Here is a 21,052-nt window from a genome sequence, read left to right as displayed (position 1 = left end):
AATAAAAAGAGCCAGGTCCATAAAAAAATAAGGACCTGGCTCATAAAGACATCATTATGTAAAGCCGTTAACTTCCCTACGCTGGTACGAGCCAGATCAGGTCCAAAGGGTTAAGAAGTTCACGCGCTTCTCTCTCAGCCTACGCATACGTTAGGCACCCCTAGTTTATCACTGATTTAATTTTCAATACTTTCCCATCATACACGATAATCTGAAAAATGAAAAGTTTATTTCTTTTGCTCTTTACGGAATCATCCACGTTAAATAATACGCTTGCACATACGTCATAATACCAACAATAATTACGAAGAATAAGCTATGCTTCACTGTAAAACGGAACAAATCCGATTCTTTTCCAGCAAGACCAACCGCCGCACAAGCGATCGCAATCGACTGCGGGGAAATCATTTTCCCTGTTACACCGCCTGTTGTATTTGCTGCAACAAGAAGCACTTCAGATACGCCGACTTGCTGCGCTGTAATGGCTTGTAAATTTGAGAACAGTGCATTCGCAGACGTATCAGACCCTGTTAGGAATACGCCAATCCAGCCTAAGAATGGTGAGAAGAACGGGAATAGTCCGCCAGTTCCGGCTAATGCTAACGCTAACGTAGAAGATAGACCAGAATAGTTTGCGATAAATGCAAACCCTAGTACGAATCCGATAGATAGAATTGGCATTTTTAATTCGCTTAACGTTTCTTTAAATGTCACTACTGCATCTTTTACATTCATTTTCAAAATAAACATGGAAATGATACAAGCAATTAAAATCGCTGTTCCAGTTGCCGATAATACATCAAACTTCAAAATTGCCTCGTAAGGCGTTGGTTTATTTACAATTGGCTCTGCTTTCATTACTAAATTATGCAGACCTGGAATTTCAAACTTAAATACAAGACTTTCTAAAGCCCCTCCTGGAGCGAATAATGCCTTAAAGAAACTTTGGCTCCAAATGACTACCATAACCGTTAATACGATAAATGGAGACCATGCTTTCACTACTTTTCCAAACGTTAATTTCGGCATCGATGCCGCTGTCGTTGTTACTGCTACTTCACTATTTGCTTGCCCGGATTGATAAATTTCTTTCGGCTGCCAAACTTTTAAGAACAGCGCTAAACTAATTAAACTTACAAGTGCCGATGTAATATCCGGAAGTTCCGGTCCTAAAAATGTCGCTGTAATGAACTGCGTAATCGCAAATGAACTACCGGCTACAAGTAACGCAGGCCACGTTTGTCTTATACCTTTAAATCCATCCATTAAAAATACGATAAAGAATGGAACAAATAATGATAGGAACGGTAATTGATGCCCAGCCATTTGTCCAATTTTATGTGGATCAATACCTGTTACTTGTCCAGCAACTGTAATCGGAATTCCCATCGCTCCGAACGCCACTGGTGCAGTATTTGCAATCAAACAAAGACCTGCTGCGTATAAAGGATTTAACCCAAGACCCGCAAGAAGCGCTGCTGTAATCGCTACTGGTGCCCCAAATCCTGCCGCTCCTTCTAAAAATGCTCCAAATGAAAATCCAATTAAAATAACGAGTAGACGATGATCGTTCGTAATCGATAATACCGATGCGCGAATCACATCAAATTGACCTGTTTTCACAGAAATTTTATATAAAAATACGGACATAATGATAATCCAAGCAATTGGCCATAACCCGTACAAAAAACCGTACCCGGTTGCTGCCATTGCCATCGTGAACGGCATTTTATAAGCGAATAACGCTACTAAAACTGTAAGTACAACTGTAATAAATCCTGCCACATACCCCTTCATGCGGAAAACTGCTAAAGCTAAGAAAAAAAAGATAATCGGAATAAGTGCGACCGCTGCCGAAATCCAAATGTTTCCGAATGGATCATAAACTTGTGTCCATGTGTTCATTGTTCTCTCCCCCTAAAGAATCCCCTTTTAAATAGAATAACCTCATCAATAGACTATCAGGTCATCATACCTTTAAGCCTAAAATAAAAAAACGTTTAAGAAAACGTTTTCAACAACTTTCATTTATACTGTACCATAACAATTTCTATTAAAAAAGATTTTTTTGAAAATTTTATTATTTAACAGAAAATCTTACAAAATCGTCACGTTCTTGTAATGTTCATCGATAGGAAGTTTGCCAAAATTATTGCATAATAATAGTATAACAACAGAAATTATTCATGAGGTGATATATATGAACGGAAATAAAATATTAGCTGCGTTATCATACTTTAGTGTACTATTTGCCCCTATCTTATTCCCTATTATCGTTTGGATTGTGGGAGACGCTGAAACAAAACCACATGCAAAACGTGCTCTATGGACACACATCATTCCAAGTATCGCTACATTCATTGGCGTAACTATTCTAGGAATTATGGGCCTTGGATCTGATCAACCAGATGTAACACTTGGAATTGGATCAATGATTGTCTTAGCTATTTGCGGAATCATCAGCTTATACTACTTCATCTGGAACATTGTAAAAGGAATTAAAGTGCTGAAAGCTTAATTTTAAACAAATGTTTGTTTAAAAAGGGCCCCTTGCAATTTGCAAGGGGCCCTTTTTCCTAATTCGTTCACTTTATCTTCTGCGTTTCTTCTTTTTTCTCATCATTTTCTTTCGGCGCGTATTCACTTTATCCGCTATAATGTGGAGCGTACTTGCCACAACAATTCCCATTAAGAACGTTACAATTTCAACCTCATGCTTCTTCGCAATTTCTATTAAATTACCATCCAGTGCGATTACATTTAATAGTAATAAAAATGGAGAAAAGACGATTAACATGTACGCAATACGAATTACATCACCAAGTATAATCGTATGTGTAAAGAAAGATCGATGCGGCATTACTTTCTTATAAGGATACCAAAATATACGTAAGAAACCCCATTTGTTATAAGCATTACTGTACGTATCTAAATCTGGTGTTAAAAATGAAGTACCTACTAAAAAACCAATCGCAAAAGTTAATAAAAAATCAAAATTTGTTAATCCATACGAAAAGAGCAAAAACAAAACAACCGGAAGGGATATTAAGTTTATTTTCGTATGCGTTCTTCCTGATGGCATAATGCACTTCCTCGCTTACGTTCGTCCTGTCACCTTATGACAGGTTTCACCTATTGACCTAATTTCTGATCGATAAATGTTGTGTCTATATCCGAACCAAACCATTCTGCCAACTTCACTCGTGCCTTATCTTTCACATCTTCATTGACGTATAACGACACCTGTATTAGTGCGGCCGTTAACGCCCCCAAATCATCCGTATAGCCAATTCCAGCAATGAAATCTGGAATCGCATCAATCGGTGCAATAAAATAAGCAAGTGCTCCAATTACAATAATTTTCACTCGTTTTGGAACATCGGGTCTTTGCAAAACGTAAAACAGTAATAAACTTGCATAAATGACCGATTGCCCTGCTTGCTTTGCAACATGTTTTACTTTCTTCCAAAACGCTTCAACTGAAAATTTTTGTTTCATGTAAAAAGCCTCCCTATTTTTAAAAAGAAATAAGCTACAATATGTTATCAGTAAAAGTTCATGGAAATTACACAAAACCTATCAATGAACTTTTATTGTAACAAACAAACCAAAAAAGAACAAGTGTTCGTTAATTTTCACACTATTTCCTTCATATAATAGATTTCTAGATAACCCTTACCCATCTTCATTTCTTATTTCTCAACAAAGAAAATTTGCACTTCCACTTAACATTCTGCTCTACCTTTGTTATATTTTCTAGTTGACGGACATATAAACGAATGTTAAAGTTTTCTTTGGTAGTGACAAATCTTATACAAAAAATGTAAAATGTTATAGTGTTTCTCAGAAATGAATTTTGTTGTATAATACAGAAATGACGTTATGCTTATGAGTAACAAAAGAAACCAAAAGGGTATGCATAGTTATAGTCGTATATGGGTGAATATAGAACCTTTAATTATGGCCAAGAAAACTATGTATTTTTTATTTTAGCATTTTTCGCTCCAAAATCGACCAAGCCTGATAGAGAAAGGGTGGAAATGAATGAAAGAAACCTTGAAATCACAATTTCAAAATGTGCGTTTCACTGTATTCGTAGCTTTAGCCTTATGGCTGAAAACTTACCTTATTACACGCACAAGCTTTGACTTAAAACTTGAATCTTTCATGCAAGAATTCATTTTATTCCTTAGCCCATTAGCAGCATCATTACTGCTTGTTGGTCTTGCATTATTTGCAAAAGGGAAAAAACGTAACTATATAGCACTTGGAATTAATTTTGTCTTAACAATCGTTCTTGTTGGTAACGTAATGTTCTACGGATTCTACAATGACTTCGTTACATTACCGGTGCTAGGACAAACATCTAACTTCGGAAGTTTAGGTTCTAGTGTGAAAGAATTATTTAACTACAAAATTATTCTTGCATTTGCAGACATTATCGTTTTCTTCGTTCTATTAAAGAAAATGAAGAACTTTGCACCTACAGAGCGTGTAGCACGCCCGATGCGTTCTCTATACTTCGTATCAACAGTTGCTATTTTCTTCGCAAACTTAGGACTTGCAGAAGCTGAACGCCCAGAACTATTAACACGTTCATTCGACCGCGTTATGCTTGTTAAAAACTTAGGATTATATGTACATCAAGTATACGATCTTGGCTTACAAGCAAAATCAAGTTCACAAAAAGCGTTCGCTGACGGTAGTAAATTACAAGAAACAGAAAACTACGTAAAAACAACACAAAGTAAACCAGATCCAAATATGTTCGGTACTGCAAAAGGGAAAAACGTAATTGTTGTCTCTCTTGAGTCATTACAAACATTCTTAATTGGTGCAACAGTTAACGGACAAGAAGTTACACCATTCTTAAACCAATTTACGAAAGAAAGTTATTACTTTGATAACTTCTTCCATCAAACTGGTCAAGGTAAAACATCTGATGCTGAATTCCTAGTAGATACTTCGTTATATCCACTAGACCGCGGTGCTGTATTCTTCACACACGGCAACAATGAATATACAGCAACTCCAGAAATTTTACGTCAGCAAGGGTATCACACGTCGGTATTCCACGCAAACAACGCAACATTCTGGAACCGTAACATTATGTATCCAGCACTTGGTTATGATCGTTACTACAACGAGCTTGATTACAAGATTACGCCAGAAACAAAATTAAATTGGGGATTAAAAGATATCGAATACTTCGATCAATCTATTGATATGTTAAAACAAGTGAAGCAACCATTCTATACTCGCTTCCTTACTTTAACGAATCATTACCCATTCACTTACGATGACAGTACAAAATTAATCGACGAATATAATTCTGGTGATGGAGTATTTGACCGTTACATGGTAACTGCTCGTTACTTAGACGAAGCAATGAAACACTTTATTGAGCGTCTAAAAGCAGAAGGTATTTACGACAACTCAGTAATCGTATTCTACGGTGACCACTACGGTATTTCTGAAAACCATAACCGTGCAATGGCACAGTTCTTAGGAAAAGAAGAAATCACTGCATTTGACCATATGAACTTACAAAAAACACCGATGTTTATTCATGTTCCAGGTCAAAAAGAAGGTAAAACAATTTCAAAACCAACTGGTGAAATTGACATTAAACCAACTATTCTAAACTTACTTGGTGTAGATTCTACAAATGACGTTCGATTCGGTCATGATGTATTCTCACCTGATAATAAAGGATTCGTTGTTCTTCGTGACGGTAGCTTCGTTACAGATAAATACATGTACACAAACAGTACATTCTATGACCGTGCTACTGGCGAAGTTGTACAATTACCGAAAGAAGAATCTCAACCACTAATTGATCGTGCCCAAAATGAATTGAACATGTCTGATAAAATCATTGAAGGTGACTTACTTCGCTTCTCTGAAAGTAATAAGATCAAAACTGGTGAAGTAAAAACAGTTATTAAAGAAGAAAAGAAGAGCGCTGAGTAATCTCAGCCTCTTTTTTATTTTCTTCCATACAACTACTTATATTCATTAACTTTAAAATTACATAACCTTTACCAAATATTCACATAGTGTTAATGAAGAATCTCTATAATAAAATATGTAAACGAGGTTCTACATATTTCTTATCTCTCATCTTTCGTAAGATCCCTTAAAGAAGTGTGTAAATCTTTTGTTTCTACTTTCTTATAATTGTCTTTCAACATGTTTTGTTTCCATACACAAAGCATTCAACGAGACAATGTCCCTATGAAAGATAGCTACCCTCCTTGTGCAGCATTCCATAAGAATGTTGCTTTTTTTTATTTAAAAGCAGGATTCTCATTTCTTATTTTCGAATTTGTATATACAAAATGCTGTAAAGTGAAACTTTAATCAGCCCTCATCAATCGGGCATTTACGGGCAGTGATTCGCCCACTTCACTTCTTTGCTCTACCCGAATTTGTAAGTAGGGGCTTTACTGCCGTTAATGCGGGGTAGATCATCCTTATTTCTCTATGATTTACAAATACATATATGGTCATATGTAGAGAATTGCTCACATAAAAATTACTATAGTGATTTTTATCTCGCATGAATGAAAGTTTCACGTTACTTACGTACTTACGAAAGGATGGGACGGAAATTGGCATACGAAAAATTTGTACTTTGGAATGATGAAGTTATTGATACAACAAAACAACAAACGTACATAGAACTTGAAGAGAGAGGTTCGCAGTTCGGAGATGGTGTCTATGAGGTTATTCGCCTATATAAAGGGAACTTTCATTTATTAGATCCGCACATAACGAGATTATATCGATCCATGGAAGAAGTAGAATTATCGCTCCCTTTCTCAAAAGCTGAGCTCATCACTTTACTTTACAAATTAATTGAACGAAACCATTTCCACGAAGATGGCACCATTTATTTGCAAGTATCTCGTGGTGTACAAGCTCGCACACATGTATTTTCATATGACAACCCTCCGACAATTTATGCCTATATTACAAAAAAAGAACGACCAGCTTTATGGATTGAATATGGTATACGCGCTATATCAGAACCCGATACTCGATGGCTACGCTGTGACATTAAATCATTAAATTTATTACCAAACGTACTAGCTGCTACGAAAGCTGAACGGAAAGGCTGTAAAGAGGCACTTCTCGTAAGGAACGGTATTGTAACGGAAGGAAGCCATTCCAACTTCTTTTTAATTAAAAACGGAACGCTTTACACACATCCAGCCAATCACCTTATTTTAAATGGCATTATTCGTCAATATGTCCTTTCTTTAGCGAATACTCTTCACATTCCTGTGCAGGAAGAACTTTTCAGCGTTCGTGACGTTTATCAAGCAGATGAATGCTTTTTTACAGGCACAACGATTGAAATTTTACCAATGACCCACCTTGATGGGACCGCGATTCAAGATGGGCAAGTTGGGCCTATCACCAAAAAACTGCAAAAATCTTTTAATCAAATCTTATTACAATCCAATATGGCATCTTCTTAAACACGAATAATTTCTGTCCTTTCATATTCAATATATGCATTTAAATGGAAATCAAGGTGTAATTTTATGCCTTGATTTTTTTCTTGTAATCTTTTTGTCATATTCAGATTCCTATATAAGTCTTGACAGTAATCGACATGCTCTTTAGAATTTTTAACAGTTGGTAAATATTTCTTCACTACATTACAGACAGAAAGGAATCGACAAATTATGAAAAAGTATCTTGCCGGTCTTGCGGCAGTGTCTGTAGCAGGAGGAGCAGCACCTACACTTGATAGTGTTCAAGCTGCACCTGAACAAAATACACAAAAAGCTGCTACAACTGTCCAAGCTTCTGCATCAAACAGCTCATCTTATAAGGTAAACGCGAGCGTATTACATGTTCGTGCGGGATCAAGCACTTCTCACGACATCATCTCACGCGTTTATAACGGTCAATCACTAAACGTGATTGGCGAAGAAAACGGTTGGTTCAAAATTAACATTAATGGACAAACAGGCTTTGTTAGTGGTGAATTTGTATCAAAAAGTGGCGCAGCAAACAACAATGTAAGTACAGGTGGAAACAATAAAGTTACCGCTGATGTATTACGTGTACGTACAGCTCCTAACACATCTAGTTCTGTTTCTGGGCGTGTATATGAAGGACAAACATTAAACGTAATTGGACAAGAAAATGGTTGGGTGAAAATTAACCATAATGGACAAGTAGGTTATGTAAGTGGCGAATTCGTATCTGGCGTTTCTTCTAATGCAGGTTCTTCAAACAACAATACGAATAATAACAACCAAGAAGTAAAACCAGCAAGCGGAAACTATACAGTAAATGTATCTTCCCTTCGCGTTCGTACAGGTCCTAGCACTTCTCACACAACTGTAGGTTCTGTGACAAAAGGACAAGTAGTACAAGTTGTTGGCGAAGTTCAAGATTGGTTCAAAATCAATTACGCAGGACAAACTGCTTATGTAAGCAAAGACTATGTAACAAAAGGCGGTTCTAACGAAAACGTTACAGAAGGCAACAAACAAGAGCAAAACAATAATAATGGAACTATTCAAACTGGCGGTTCTTACGTAGTTAACGCTACATCTTTACGTGTTCGTACAGGCCCTGCCGCTTACCATAGTGTAATTGGTGGCGTTTTAAATGGTACAACATTAAACGTAGTTGGATCTGAAAACGGTTGGTTTAAAGTAAATTACCAAGGAAAAACAGGCTTTGTTAGTAGCGAATTTGTAAAATTCGTTAAAGGTGGCACTACTACTCCTGAGCAACCAAAACAACCTGAAAAACCTAACCAAGGTGCAATTGGCGACTACTACATTAATGCTTCTGCACTAAATGTACGTAGCGGCGAAGGTACAAATTATAGAATCATAGGCGCACTTCCACAAGGACAGAAGGTTCAAGTAATCTCTGAAAACTCTGGATGGAGCAAAATTAACTACAACGGTCAAACTGGTTATATCGGAACACGTTACCTATCTAAAACACCAGTTGGAGGCGCAGTAGATAATAAGCCTAACAATAACCAAAATAACAATCAAAACAATAGCAACAATAATAATACAAGCAACAATAGCGGCGACAGTTCTTCCGTACTTGCATACGCAAAATCAATGCAAGGTGTACCGTACGTTTGGGGCGGAACTTCTGCTAACGGTGTTGACTGCAGTGGCTACATCTACCACGTATTTAAGAAATTTGGTCATAACATTAGCCGCCAAAGTGTTGCAGGATATTGGAGTAGCCTACCACAAACTTCAAGTCCACAACCTGGTGACTTAATTTATTTCCAAAACACTTATAAATCTGGTCCTTCTCACATGGGTATTTACCTTGGGGGCGGATCATTTATCCAAGCTGGAGATAAAGGTGTCGCAATCGCTTCATTAAGTAACTCTTATTGGAAGAGCCACTTCTTAGGATACACGAAAGCACCTTAATTAATAGTTTCAAAGCCTTCTAGTTTACTAGAAGGCTTTTTTGTACGATTTCAACACATTACTCCCTTTCCCCTAGCTTCCCTCTATAAAAATAATGTATCCATTCTTCCATTTCATACACTTTATTCTGCAAAAACAATGCATAACGTTATCATAATGTATATATTTCCATAAAAAACATAACCTATTTCATGTCTATATATTTTATATGTGTTTTTTTGAAGAATTTTCTTTTTATTTAAACTTTTCATTAGACGTTTGACCTCCGATGTCCATTATGATAAGTTACTTAAGATGTTATATTCGTAAACGTATAGACAACTGGTTTATACACTGTTTTTACTATGAGGAAGGAGCATACACTGCATGAATCTTTTATGGGGAATTGGCGGCGTGATTGGAGTATTAGCAATTGCTTTTCTACTATCTTCCAACCGCAAAGCTATTAATTGGCGCACAATTTTAATCGCGCTAGCATTACAAATGTCATTTTCATTTATCGTATTACGATGGGATGCTGGTAAAGCAGGTTTAAAACACGCTGCTGACGGTGTTCAAGGATTAATTAATTTTTCTTACGAGGGAATTAAGTTCGTTACTGGGGATTTAGTCAACGCAAAGGGACCTTGGGGATTTGTATTCTTTATTCAAGCACTACTTCCAATCGTATTTATTAGTTCATTAGTAGCAATCTTATATTATTTCGGTATTATGCAGAAATTTGTTAGCATCGTTGGTGGTGCATTAAGTAAACTTCTTGGAACTTCTAAAGCAGAAAGCCTAAACTCAGTAACGACTGTATTTTTAGGACAAACTGAAGCTCCAATTTTAATTAAACCTTACTTAGCACGCTTAACAAATAGTGAATTCTTCACTATTATGGTAAGCGGTATGACAGCTGTTGCTGGATCCGTTCTTGTCGGTTATGCAGCAATGGGTATTCCGTTAGAGCACTTATTAGCAGCTGCAATTATGGCGGCTCCATCGAGCTTATTAATTGCGAAACTAATCATGCCAGAGACAGAAAAAGTAGATAATAACGTTGAACTTTCTACAGAACGTGAAGACGCAAATGTTATTGATGCAGCTGCACGCGGCGCATCTGAAGGTATGCAACTTGTTATTAACGTAGCAGCAATGTTAATGGCTTTCATCGCATTAATCGCTTTATTAAATGGATTATTAGGATGGGTTGGTTCTCTGTTCGATATTAAACTTAGCCTTGATTTAATCTTTGGTTACTTATTATCACCATTCGCAATCTTAATCGGGGTTTCTCCTGGTGAAGCGATACAAGCAGCAAGCTTTATCGGTCAAAAACTTGCAATCAACGAATTCGTTGCATACGCAAACTTAGGACCACACATGGCAGAGTTCTCTGACAAAACAAATCTAATTTTAACATTTGCAATCTGTGGATTTGCAAACTTCTCTTCTATCGCAATTCAATTAGGTGTAACAGGAACGTTAGCTCCTACTCGCCGTAAACAAATTGCACAATTAGGGATTAAAGCAGTTATCGCTGGTACATTAGCGAACTTCTTAAACGCAGCAGTTGCAGGTATGATGTTCCTATAAACTTATATAGAGTCTTCTCTTTCTACAAGAGGAGACTTTTTTCATACAATCCAAACGTCTTTTATGTATCTATTAATCAATTTATCCTTAATATAGGCACATTATGATACAATAATGTTTAAGTCTTTTTATTTTTCTTATGAAAATAGAGATACTACTTGTTGTTACCCTTCAAAAGAGTTTAACGACATGGTCAATTTCTTAATAATTGCGCATACTACAAGTATCTATTGATGAAATAGCTTTAAGGAGGAAAGTTTTGTGAAAGATAAGTTCTATAAAATCCTCTCTATGTGGATTTTACAAATTGTATTTTATTTTACTACTGTACATGTGACGAAATATGAGCATGCTCTCATTTTTACAATAATATACGTAATCGTAAATGTACTATTCTTATTTTTAGCTGACAAAATAGCATTTGTTTTCTTCATACTAGGAACCATTATTTCCGTATTTTATTTGTTCTATCAAGCATGGCTTCACTTATGGAGTACATCAGATCAATGGCAATATATGATTACCCACTTCCTGATGGCAGCTAACTTCTTCATTGTATATATAACAACTCACCTATTGAAAAAAGTGATTCATGAAAATAAAGCTTTAACTGAGCGTGTGAGAACATTGGAACAATATATTGGAGAATCCAAATTACTAACAAGACAAGAATTCGAGAGACGCCAAGCGTTATTAACGACTGCAATGAATCGTCGTAATGAAACAGGCATTATTGTTTACTTTGATTTCACTTCCTTTAGTAAATATACAAAGGAAAGTGTTATGGACCGTGTAGCTTCTTTATTAGTTGAAACGGTAAGGAATGATTTTGACCTTGCTGCTGAATATGATAATAATACGCTAGTTATTTTATTACAAAACACAAATGAAGCTGGTGCTGACATTGTAATGAACCGCCTAAAACCAAAAATGGAGCAATGGCTTGCTGCTGAAGCAATCAAAGATATAAAAATTTCAAGCGAGCAAATTGGAAACAAAGGACAGACACTGTTATGATGACTCTCGTTATACTTCTTTTATTCCTTCTGTTTTGCGTACTCGTTTTTTGGATTAGTATCACATTTTCAATTAAATATGTACTTATTTTTACGGCCTTTCTATTCTCTGGCTTACTCGTTTACTACTCTTTCTTAACAATCGCGGGCTTAATTCACCGAAATAGTAAACGAAAAGATCGTACGCTAGAACATTATCCGAGCGTCGATATTTTCATACCTGCCCATAATGAAGGCGTCGTTATTAAAGATACTTTAGAGGCGATGGCAAAGATTGAATATCCAGGAAAGCTAACTATTTATTTATTAAATGATAACTCTCAAGATGAAACACCTGAAATCGGAGATGATTTCGACAAAGCTTATGCTCATATTCGCCATATTCGTGTTCCTCCCGGTGAACCGAAGGGTAAATCACGTGTACTAAACTATGGGCTTAGTATTTCAGATGGTGAGTACTTCTGTGTTTACGATGCAGATAACCAACCTGAACCACACGCACTGCGAATGCTTGTAGAGCACGCTGAAACAACTGAAGATGCTGTTGGAGCTGTTGGACACGTTCGTACAGTAAACGAAAAAAGAAACTGGTTGACGCGAATGATTTCGCTAGAATTCCAAATCTTCCAGCTCCTTATGCAATCTGGACGCTGGTTACTATTCCAAACAGGCTCGCTGACAGGAACAAACATGCTTCTTCGTCGCTCCGCACTAGAAGAGCTTGGTGGCTATGACCCTTACGCAATTGCAGAAGATGCTGAATTAACATTACGAATTACACAAAAAGGTTATCTCTTACCAATCGTCCCAGAATCAGTTACTTGGGAACAAGAACCAGAACATTTAAAAATTCTTATTAAACAACGTACACGTTGGCTCCAAGGAAATTTATATATTTTAGAAAAAATGTTCTCATCATTAAGTTTCTTTAAAGGAAAGCTGCTTATTCATTCCTTACAACAAGTTCTGGTGTATGTTGTATTTTGGCTATTCCTAATCATTTCGAACGTTTGGTTTGTAATTGGGCTGCTCGGGATATTCCAAATTCAATATAGCATTCCGCTACTATTTATGTGGTATGTTGCATATATTACATATGTTTCTCAATTATTTAGTGCCCAGAGTGTCGAACGAACCTTTACACCGACTAATATTTTTATTAGCGTTATTATGTACTTTACGTACGCACAGCTCTTTACGTACTTATTTATTCGTAGCTTAATCTTATACTTACGTGCAAAGAGCAAGAAACAAGTCATTGGCTGGGATAAAACAGTTCGATTTAAAAAAGATAAATAATAAAAATAAGCACAGAGCGCCGTATGCTCTGTGCTTATTTATTGCCGTATAAATTATATATCAGACAATACCCCTTAGCTGAAAGTAATTTCACGTCCATCCCCCAACGAACGATCGACCTTCATTTATATACGAAAAAGTGATTGCTATTTTTGTAGAACCAATTGCTTCTCTTGCTGTTCTTTGCGCGTTTCAGTCTTAGGTTCCGTGCTTTCTTGGACACTACGATGTGCCACACGTTTCAAACAAATATGCTTCCACTTTCTTTCGTAACGTTTCATTATTCTAGATGTCCCCCTTGAATGCGCTTTAAAACTATTTGAAATCGCTTACAGGAAATAATATAGCACATATATATAAACGTGACAACACATTTCCGACAATTTTTTGTCAAAAATATGAATAGAATTCGTAAGGGATCGAATATTGTCGAAACCTATCGTTTTTTCTTCGTATAAAAGGCATACTACTTATATGGTAAAGTATTTTATTTCCCCTACCCGCATTTCAAATTCCTTCTATATAAAGTGAAACTTTCATTAGCCATCACCAATAGGGCTTTTACAAGCAGCTCGATTTATTTGCTTTTGCTGAATTTTGAGGTGGGGTTCTTACTGCTCAGCAAATAGAGGGATAAAAAAAGAGCTGATATGAAATCAGCTCTTTTCCTTCTATTATTAATGACGCTTCATACGTCCTTCTTTTTGTAACTCTTTAAATAATGCTGCCATCATAAAGAAAATAACAAAGACGAACGGGAATGCTGCAATAATAGCTGCCGTTTGTAATGCTTCTAATCCGCCAATATATAATAGCGTAGAAGCTATCGCGGCTAGAACGATACCCCAAATCATTTTAATACGATTTGGTGGGTTTAAACTACCATGTGTCGTTAACATTCCTAAAACAAATGTTGCAGAGTCTGCAGATGTAATAAAGAATGTTGCAATAAGTAAAATACCTAAAACTGATAAAGCTGATCCAAAGCTGCCCATCTGATCGAACATAGCGAATAATCCTACTTCTGTTCCCATCTCTTTCACTTTTTCGAAGATATGTGCATCACCAAACAGCTCCATATGAATACCTGTTCCGCCGAAAACGGAGAACCACAGTGCACCAATTACGGTCGGTACGAGTAACACACCGATAACAAACTCACGAATTGTACGGCCTCGTGAAACACGAGCAATAAACGTACCTACGAATGGTGACCACGCAATCCACCATGCCCAATAGAAAATTGTCCACGATTGAATCCATTGGTTTCCACCTTCGTCTAATGGACTTAAACGGAAGCTCATGCTTGGTAATTCCTGAATATAAGAACCGATTGTTGAAGTGAAGTAATTCATAATAAAGTTTGTTGGACCCGCAAATAATACAATGATCATAAGTGCAAACGCAAAAATAATATTCGTATTACTTAAATATTTAATTCCCTTATCAAGACCTGTTTGTGCAGATAACATAAATAATACTGTTACGATTGCAATAATAACTAACTGTGTCGTTAATGAGTTTGGGATAGATGTTAAATAACTAACACCACCCGCAATTTGTTTTGCACCGAGACCTAATGACGTTGCAACACCAAACACAGTTGCAAAAACAGCTAACACATCAAATGAATGAGCAATACGCCCGTGTTCCCCGCCCTTAAATAACGGACCTACTGTCGCACTAATCGTACTTGCTTTTCCTTTTCTAAAGGTAAAGTAAGCAATACATAACGCTACAAACGCATATAGTCCCCAAGGATGTAATCCCCAATGGAAAAATGAAAAACGCAGTGCAAGACGCGCACTTTCCTCAGTTGCACCTTCTCCAAACGGAGGTGCGTATAAATGGTTTAATGGTTCAGCAACGCCCCAAAAAACTAAGCCGATACCCATACCAGCACTAAATAGCATAGCAAACCATGTCATATAACTATAATCAGGTTCGTCATCATCTTTACCTAGACGAATAGAACCGTATTTCGAAACAATTAAAAAGATAGACACACCTAAAATAATAGAAACGGAAATAATATAAAACCAGCCGAACTTACTAACTAATGCAGTTTGAATTGCGGTTGTTACATTTCCTAAGCTACCTTTTCCAATAATAGATTCGGGAATAATCCCCCAAATTGTAAATGCAATACATAATGTTAATGAAACGATGAATGTTTTTGTCAGTTTCCTCATCAAATCCCCCTTCGTAGGTTTCGCTTTTGTAAATAACATAAATTCCGATATGTAAAATCGGATAGAAAACTATAATTTTGCAGTGATTTTCTTATTTTCACCTTCACCAATTCGAATTCTTATGGACAGCCTTACCTTTCGTATAACCTTTTCACTCTGCAAGAGCTACAAGTTAGAAATACTGCTGTCAAATTGTGTGAGAAAAACGCGGATAGGAATGTATTTTCCTAAAAAAGGATGTGTTACATATGTAAAAAAGGGCAAATTTCTTCCTTGCAACCCTTTCGTTTTGTAACAATTATGCGGTTTTTTTGCTAGTATATAGCACGTGTTTATAGCTTCACAAACAAAATGTTTATGTTTATATAACTATATTACCCATAAAACGGTAAAATACTCAAGGAATGTAATCGTTTAGTAAACATCATGTAACATTCCTGTAATATTTTTATTTACGTCGAAAAAAACATGTTGTATTAAATATTTTGAATATAACTAGAAACCTATGAGTCATATAGAATGAAAAACGCTTTCCTATATTTTTTGTTATATTACAGGATATTAACGACTTATTACGAATGGTTTGTAATTGTGTGTTTTCCCCAAATCCGAAAAAATCTGTTGCTATAATGAGGACACGAAAACAAACGCAATGGAGGCTATCATGAAAAAATTAATTGGTATAGCAACAGCAGCAGTTTTTGGTCTTGGGATTTTCACATCATCTGCTAATGCAGAAACTGTTGTAACAACAGATGTACTAAACGTACGCGAAAACCCTACTACGGAATCAAAAGTTGTCGGTAAATTACTAAACGGTAATAAAATAGATGTACAAAATACAGAGAACGGATGGTCAAAAGTTACTTTAGACGGTAAAGACGCATTCGTAAGTGCAGAGTTCACAAAAAGCATCTACTACGTAACAGCTAACGTATTAAACGTACGTGCTGAAGCGAACACAAACTCAGAGGTTCTTGGAAAGTTGAAGAAAGACGATGTAATCGAAACAACGAACCAAGTACAAAATGAGTGGTTACAATTTGAATATAACGGGAAAACAGCTTATGTTCATGTTCCTTTCTTAACAGGTACAGCACCTGTAATTGAGAAACAAGAAACAACGGCTCCTGCTAAAGCTGAAGCACCAGCTAAGGCTCAAACACCTGTAGCACAAGCAAAACCAGCTGCTAAGCCTGCTGTGAAAGCTGCTGAAACTAGCGAACCATCTGGTGGTCGTGAGTTAACAGTTGTAGCTACAGCATATACAGCTCACCCGAGCGAAAACGGTGGCACATATGGCGGCCGTGTATTAACTGCAATGGGTCATGATTTAACTGCGAATCCAAACATGAAAATGATCGCTGTTGACCCGAAAGTAATCCCATTAGGATCTAAAGTATGGGTAGAAGGTTACGGAGAAGCTATCGCTGGAGATACTGGTGGTGCAATTAAAGGTAACCGTATCGATATCTTACTTGGATCAGATAGCGCTGCTCAAAAATGGGGACGTAAAACTGTTAAAGTGAAAATTTTAAAATAACCAATGACTGCTAAATTACAAGCCGGTTCTCTTTATTGAGAGCTGGCTTTTATTTATAATACATATAAGGAGGCTATGCCCATGAATGTACAAGCAAAAGTAGACTGGATTGGTACGCCAAAACCGTACATATATAAAGATGAAGTGACATATAACGCTACTTCTATTGATTTTTCACTCGCTAGCGATGATAACCGCTATAAGTTAATTATGCTCAAGTCTGAAAACAATACACATTACAAAATTGTGCAATATGGAATAAAACCAGGCTCTCAAAAGCCATTTCCTATCAACATTCCATTTGAACAAAACATGTTACCAATTATAGAGCAAATATTACATGATCCATATGTACAAGCGATACTAAAGGAAACGCACTCATAATTGTAAAAAAATATATCAACGATTTTTCAATTATATCTATCATAACTTACGATATATCAACGGTTCGACACGAAATATCGATTTAGCTACAAAAAAGAAGCTGTTCAAATATTGAACAGCTTCTCTCATATTAACGAGTTGGACCAGATACATCTTCTGATTTCAAAGTATTATTTGCACCAAGAGAATGATACAACATCTTTCCATTTCCATTCACGGTTACAATATGTTCGTTATTAAAACTTTTGAACTTCACAGATCCATCACCGTAACGAATATGATACTCTTCATATGTCGTTACTTTATATTTCGTATCACTTTGACGCTCTACATTACGAACTTCCATCGCTAATAAGTCTTCTGTAATTCCTTTTTTGTGTAAATACTGTATATAATCACGGTCTTCCTTATACGATTTCCCGCTCTTATCATAATTCTTTTCAATTAAACTAAAATCATTTAATGAAATTGCACGTACGTTATCATAAATATGATTTCTTACAAATTCGCCCACCGCTGAACTTGATGTTTCTTTCGGGAATTTTAAGTAATACGTGCTTTGGTCTCCAATTTTAACACTTTCAGATTTCATCACACCAAAATCAGTAGTTTTCTCTAAATGTACTTCTACTGTTTCATCTGTGGATACAGGACCAAGCTTATAACTTCCATAATTTAATTTTCCACGTTTTTTCCCGTTCACAAATACAGTTGCATCACTTTCATCAGAAGAAATGCTTACATACTTGCCTTCAAGTGATAAATCCACTTTCACCTTCTCGCTCTGTTCATCCGCTAGATCTACTTCTTTCTCTGTTTCTAATTCAGTCAGTTCTGTCTTCGCCGTTGCCTTTACAACATATGTACCTGGGAAGTATGGCCCCAACTCTTTCGAAGTTTTATCACTAGAAAGCTCTGTTTCTTTTTTGTCATTCACATATATCTCTGCATTTTTTGCAGTTGTACTAATGCTCATATAATAAGATTTCATGCTAAACTTATACTTTGGATATAAGAACCACTCTTTTCCCTCTTCTACTATTTCCCCGTCCTTAAATGAAGATTTATCTTTAGTTAACTTTTGATCTACTGTCTCTTTCTGTAAATAAGACAGTAATTGTTTGTTGTAAGAAGGATTCTCTTTTAAATAACGCATGTACGCTTTAATATCCTCTGTCTTAATCTTTAAGCTTGAATCATTCGCTTTTACAAACTCATCGATTGCATTAATATCTTTCTTTTGGAATGCTTCAATCATTACATTTACTTGCTTTTCTTTTGAAAACTTATATGCTCCAAATTTATATGCCCCAAATAATAATGCAGCAATAACAGCAAAACCAATGATCAAAAATAATTTTTTCTTACTTTTCACTGATTTTGTCTCGCTTTGTAATTCTGTATATGAAGCAGCAGTGTTATCAACGATTACTTCTACTTTACTCCCACACTCCAGACAAAAGTTCAAATGGTCTGCAACGTTCTTTTTACATGTTCCACAAAACTTCAACGTGCTCTCCTCCTATTTTTTAGCTAATTTCATTCCAGCAAATGCCGCTACATATGTCACAATCAAACTAAACAAAGTTAAATATATAAATGAATTTTGCATAGATAATACCGTTCCACTTGTTCCAAATAAACCTGTTACCGTTCCTGAAACATTAATTTGGAACTTAGAAATCATATTCATTACAATCATCATAATTGTGTAAGAACCACTACATACCGCTAATGTAATATATATATTGGCAGTCGGTAATTTAGCTAACTTTCTTCCCGCTCTAAACATAAAGAACAATGGAATAATAAGCAGTAATAAACCATAATGGAATATGTTATTCACTTTATCAAATTCTGCAAGGCTTTCCTCATTTGCTCCTTTTGAAATCAATATCTCTCTAAGCTCTACGCCATTTACAGAGACGCCTGATATAAATGAAAACGATAGTGTGCTCTCATATGTATTTGATTTCTTACCAATTCTAGTAAATTCTTTACTAAGTGCTGGACTTGATACTTCTAACGGCGCAAAATGAGCCATACTCCATAATTGAGGTGTTAACTCTAATGCTAATAATGTACTTTCAGATTTTAAAGTTGTTATTTCTTTTAATGGTTCAATACCATCTTCCTTACTTACTAACGCCATAATACAAACCGCTACCGCTGTTACTAATAGTCCTTTTATCATAGCTGAAACACCGTAATAAACAGACGCTCCATATGGCATTAACTCTTGAAATGCTACTGCCATATTGTTTTTGCTTGTATGAGCAATAAATCCTAATAATGTAAATAATGTCCCACATACAAAACCACTCAATAAACTCTTAATCGCTGAATAGCCAAGCTTAATCTTACCTGCTTCTGAGAATGGAATTGCAAAAGATTGTGATGCTATAAAACTTATAATGAATAAAAAGACGCCATAAATAATACCAACTGTTGCTGCCATAAAGATTTGATCTTTAATCGTTTTCGCAACATGCTGTTTCCCTAACCAAATTCCTGTACCAGCGAAAATAATAAATGGAATGATTAATAATAATGTAAATGGAGTATGCCAAGATAAAGAAAATATCAACCCACTATCATCGTTAGCTGTAAAACCAAGTAAATGGTAACTTAACATCGTAGAAGTTGCACTCGAATAAAAACTTGGCAACATTTCTAATTCTTTCGCAAATTTGCTAAACATCTCACTTAGCATAGAAGCAAATAATAAACTACCAATCCAACCAGCAATTAACATGAGAATACTTGCAACAGCCCCACCAATAAAACCTTTTTGTAAAACGGCTTTATCTGCTTTAAATTCAACTTTAGGAGCACCATCCATTGTAGGCAATTTTACAGATTGTTCTTTTTTCTTCACAACAGATAAAGAATACCCGCACTTTTGACAATATAAATTTTTTTGAGCATTTTCACTGCCACAACCTTTGCAGTATTTTGCAGTATCTTTTTCTAATGTTACTGCATCTATAGCTCCTGCAATCTCCATACTACCTTCATTTGGGCAATAATTTACTTCTTCACCATGTTGTTTTCCACATGTGCGACAATACATTTAATTCACTCCCCACTTTGCTTAATTCCACAAACTGGACAGTAAGTAGAGTTTTTATCGATATGCTCATTACATGAAATACAATTTACCGTTTCACCTTCATTTTCTACTGCTAACATCGGGTTAGGTTTTCCACACGAACCACAAAACTTATCATTTATTGATAAAGGTCCACCACATTCACATGTAGCTTTTTCACCTTGTTGTTTTTGCAATTCAACAATGCGCTTTCTTGCTTGATAAATAGCTACATCAAATTCTTGAACTGGAGCAATCATTTCTTTTAAGCTCGCTTCATTTACTCCACTTCCTCTTAATTGAACATACACTTGCTGCCCAACCTCTAATAGAACCTCTGCTTTTTTCTGCATTTGCACTTGCATTCCCTTTTTCAATTGAGCAATTTCTTGTGCAACTTGCAACTTCATTTTCCCTTGTTCTATTCCTTCTTGTAACTTATTCATTCCACTACCTAACTTCGTCTGTAAATCTGACAAATTTTTTCTCCTCCTATACGTATATATTCATATACG

General features: G+C 36.0%; 16 protein-coding genes and 1 riboswitch. Of the genes, 9 read left to right on the top strand and 7 right to left on the bottom strand.

The window, feature by feature from the left end:
- Window positions 1–56: 56 nt before the first annotated feature.
- A riboswitch (TPP riboswitch) is annotated at window positions 57–172 on the bottom strand.
- 71 nt (window positions 173–243) lie between these two features.
- Window positions 244–1,905: an L-lactate permease gene (lldP, locus tag D1166_RS19500; RefSeq protein WP_001099339.1), complete on the bottom strand. Its 1,662-nt coding sequence runs from the start codon at window positions 1,903–1,905 to the stop codon at window positions 244–246.
- Between the two features lie 295 nt (window positions 1,906–2,200).
- Here lldP and D1166_RS19495 point away from each other — a divergent pair, with 295 nt between their 5' ends.
- Window positions 2,201–2,518 (top strand): magnetosome magnetite crystal formation protein family, encoded by a 318-nt coding sequence (locus D1166_RS19495; protein ID WP_001014099.1) that lies wholly within the window; start codon window positions 2,201–2,203, stop codon window positions 2,516–2,518.
- 72 nt (window positions 2,519–2,590) lie between these two features.
- Here the strand turns inward: D1166_RS19495 and D1166_RS19490 are convergent, their stop codons facing one another.
- The gene (locus tag D1166_RS19490; RefSeq protein ID WP_001139060.1) at window positions 2,591–3,082 is read right to left on the bottom strand and encodes a metal-binding protein; all 492 of its coding nucleotides are present in this window, start codon (window positions 3,080–3,082) and stop codon (window positions 2,591–2,593) included.
- A gap of 50 nt (window positions 3,083–3,132) precedes the next feature.
- Window positions 3,133–3,498 (bottom strand): YkvA family protein, encoded by a 366-nt coding sequence (locus D1166_RS19485; protein ID WP_000810369.1) that lies wholly within the window; start codon window positions 3,496–3,498, stop codon window positions 3,133–3,135.
- Window positions 3,499–4,044: 546 nt separating this feature from the next.
- Between D1166_RS19485 and D1166_RS19475 the strand changes: the two genes are divergently transcribed.
- The 6 genes from D1166_RS19475 (at window position 4,045) to D1166_RS19445 (ending at window position 13,327) form a co-directional block, all read left to right on the top strand.
- Entirely contained in the window at window positions 4,045–5,973 is a 1,929-nt protein-coding gene (locus D1166_RS19475) for an LTA synthase family protein (RefSeq protein WP_000665358.1), read from the top strand.
- A 629-nt stretch (window positions 5,974–6,602) separates the two neighbouring features.
- Entirely contained in the window at window positions 6,603–7,487 is an 885-nt protein-coding gene (locus D1166_RS19470) for a D-amino-acid transaminase (protein WP_074595267.1), read from the top strand.
- Window positions 7,488–7,697: 210 nt separating this feature from the next.
- On the top strand, window positions 7,698–9,434 hold the full coding sequence (locus tag D1166_RS19460) for a C40 family peptidase (protein ID WP_098286453.1): 1,737 nt from the start codon (window positions 7,698–7,700) through the stop codon (window positions 9,432–9,434).
- Between the two features lie 366 nt (window positions 9,435–9,800).
- Complete coding sequence (locus D1166_RS19455; protein WP_001051029.1) at window positions 9,801–11,012, top strand: NupC/NupG family nucleoside CNT transporter; 1,212 nt, start codon at window positions 9,801–9,803, stop codon at window positions 11,010–11,012.
- A 261-nt stretch (window positions 11,013–11,273) separates the two neighbouring features.
- Entirely contained in the window at window positions 11,274–12,029 is a 756-nt protein-coding gene (locus D1166_RS19450) for a nucleotidyl cyclase domain-containing protein (RefSeq protein WP_098595750.1), read from the top strand.
- Window positions 12,026–13,327, top strand: coding sequence for a glycosyltransferase family 2 protein (locus D1166_RS19445; protein WP_118043392.1), 1,302 nt, complete (start codon window positions 12,026–12,028; stop codon window positions 13,325–13,327). Before D1166_RS19450 ends, D1166_RS19445 begins: the two co-directional genes overlap by 4 nt.
- 677 nt (window positions 13,328–14,004) lie before the next feature.
- Here D1166_RS19445 and opuD read toward each other — a convergent pair.
- Window positions 14,005–15,519 (bottom strand): glycine betaine transporter OpuD, encoded by a 1,515-nt coding sequence (gene opuD / locus D1166_RS19440; RefSeq protein ID WP_001230117.1) that lies wholly within the window; start codon window positions 15,517–15,519, stop codon window positions 14,005–14,007.
- A 664-nt stretch (window positions 15,520–16,183) separates the two neighbouring features.
- Here opuD and D1166_RS19430 point away from each other — a divergent pair.
- Both D1166_RS19430 and D1166_RS19425 read left to right on the top strand, forming a co-directional pair.
- Window positions 16,184–17,062 (top strand): cell wall-binding protein EntA, encoded by an 879-nt coding sequence (locus D1166_RS19430; protein WP_000733346.1) that lies wholly within the window; start codon window positions 16,184–16,186, stop codon window positions 17,060–17,062.
- Between the two features lie 81 nt (window positions 17,063–17,143).
- On the top strand, window positions 17,144–17,446 hold the full coding sequence (locus D1166_RS19425) for a DUF3910 family protein (RefSeq protein WP_098283158.1): 303 nt from the start codon (window positions 17,144–17,146) through the stop codon (window positions 17,444–17,446).
- 130 nt (window positions 17,447–17,576) lie between these two features.
- On the opposite strand, the gene D1166_RS19420 is transcribed toward D1166_RS19425, so the two are convergent.
- From D1166_RS19420 to D1166_RS19410, 3 genes are read right to left on the bottom strand one after another with little or no spacing between them, the layout of a single operon-like run.
- Window positions 17,577–18,956 carry a zinc ribbon domain-containing protein gene (locus tag D1166_RS19420; RefSeq protein ID WP_098595752.1) on the bottom strand — a complete coding sequence of 460 codons (1,380 nt, stop codon included), beginning with the start codon at window positions 18,954–18,956 and terminating at the stop codon, window positions 17,577–17,579.
- Window positions 18,957–18,968: 12 nt separating this feature from the next.
- On the bottom strand, window positions 18,969–20,519 hold the full coding sequence (locus D1166_RS19415) for a zinc ribbon domain-containing protein (RefSeq protein ID WP_118043391.1): 1,551 nt from the start codon (window positions 20,517–20,519) through the stop codon (window positions 18,969–18,971).
- Between the two features lie 5 nt (window positions 20,520–20,524).
- Window positions 20,525–21,016 (bottom strand): zinc ribbon domain-containing protein, encoded by a 492-nt coding sequence (locus D1166_RS19410; protein WP_001281753.1) that lies wholly within the window; start codon window positions 21,014–21,016, stop codon window positions 20,525–20,527.
- Between the last annotated feature and the right edge of the window lie 36 nt (window positions 21,017–21,052).

Origin of the sequence: Bacillus sp. ISO11, from assembly GCF_003458115.1 — a bacterium.
Taxonomy (GTDB): domain Bacteria; phylum Bacillota; class Bacilli; order Bacillales; family Bacillaceae_G; genus Bacillus_A; species Bacillus_A cereus.
Note: the sequence above shows the minus strand (reverse complement) of the source record. Positions and strands in the feature narration are given on the sequence as shown.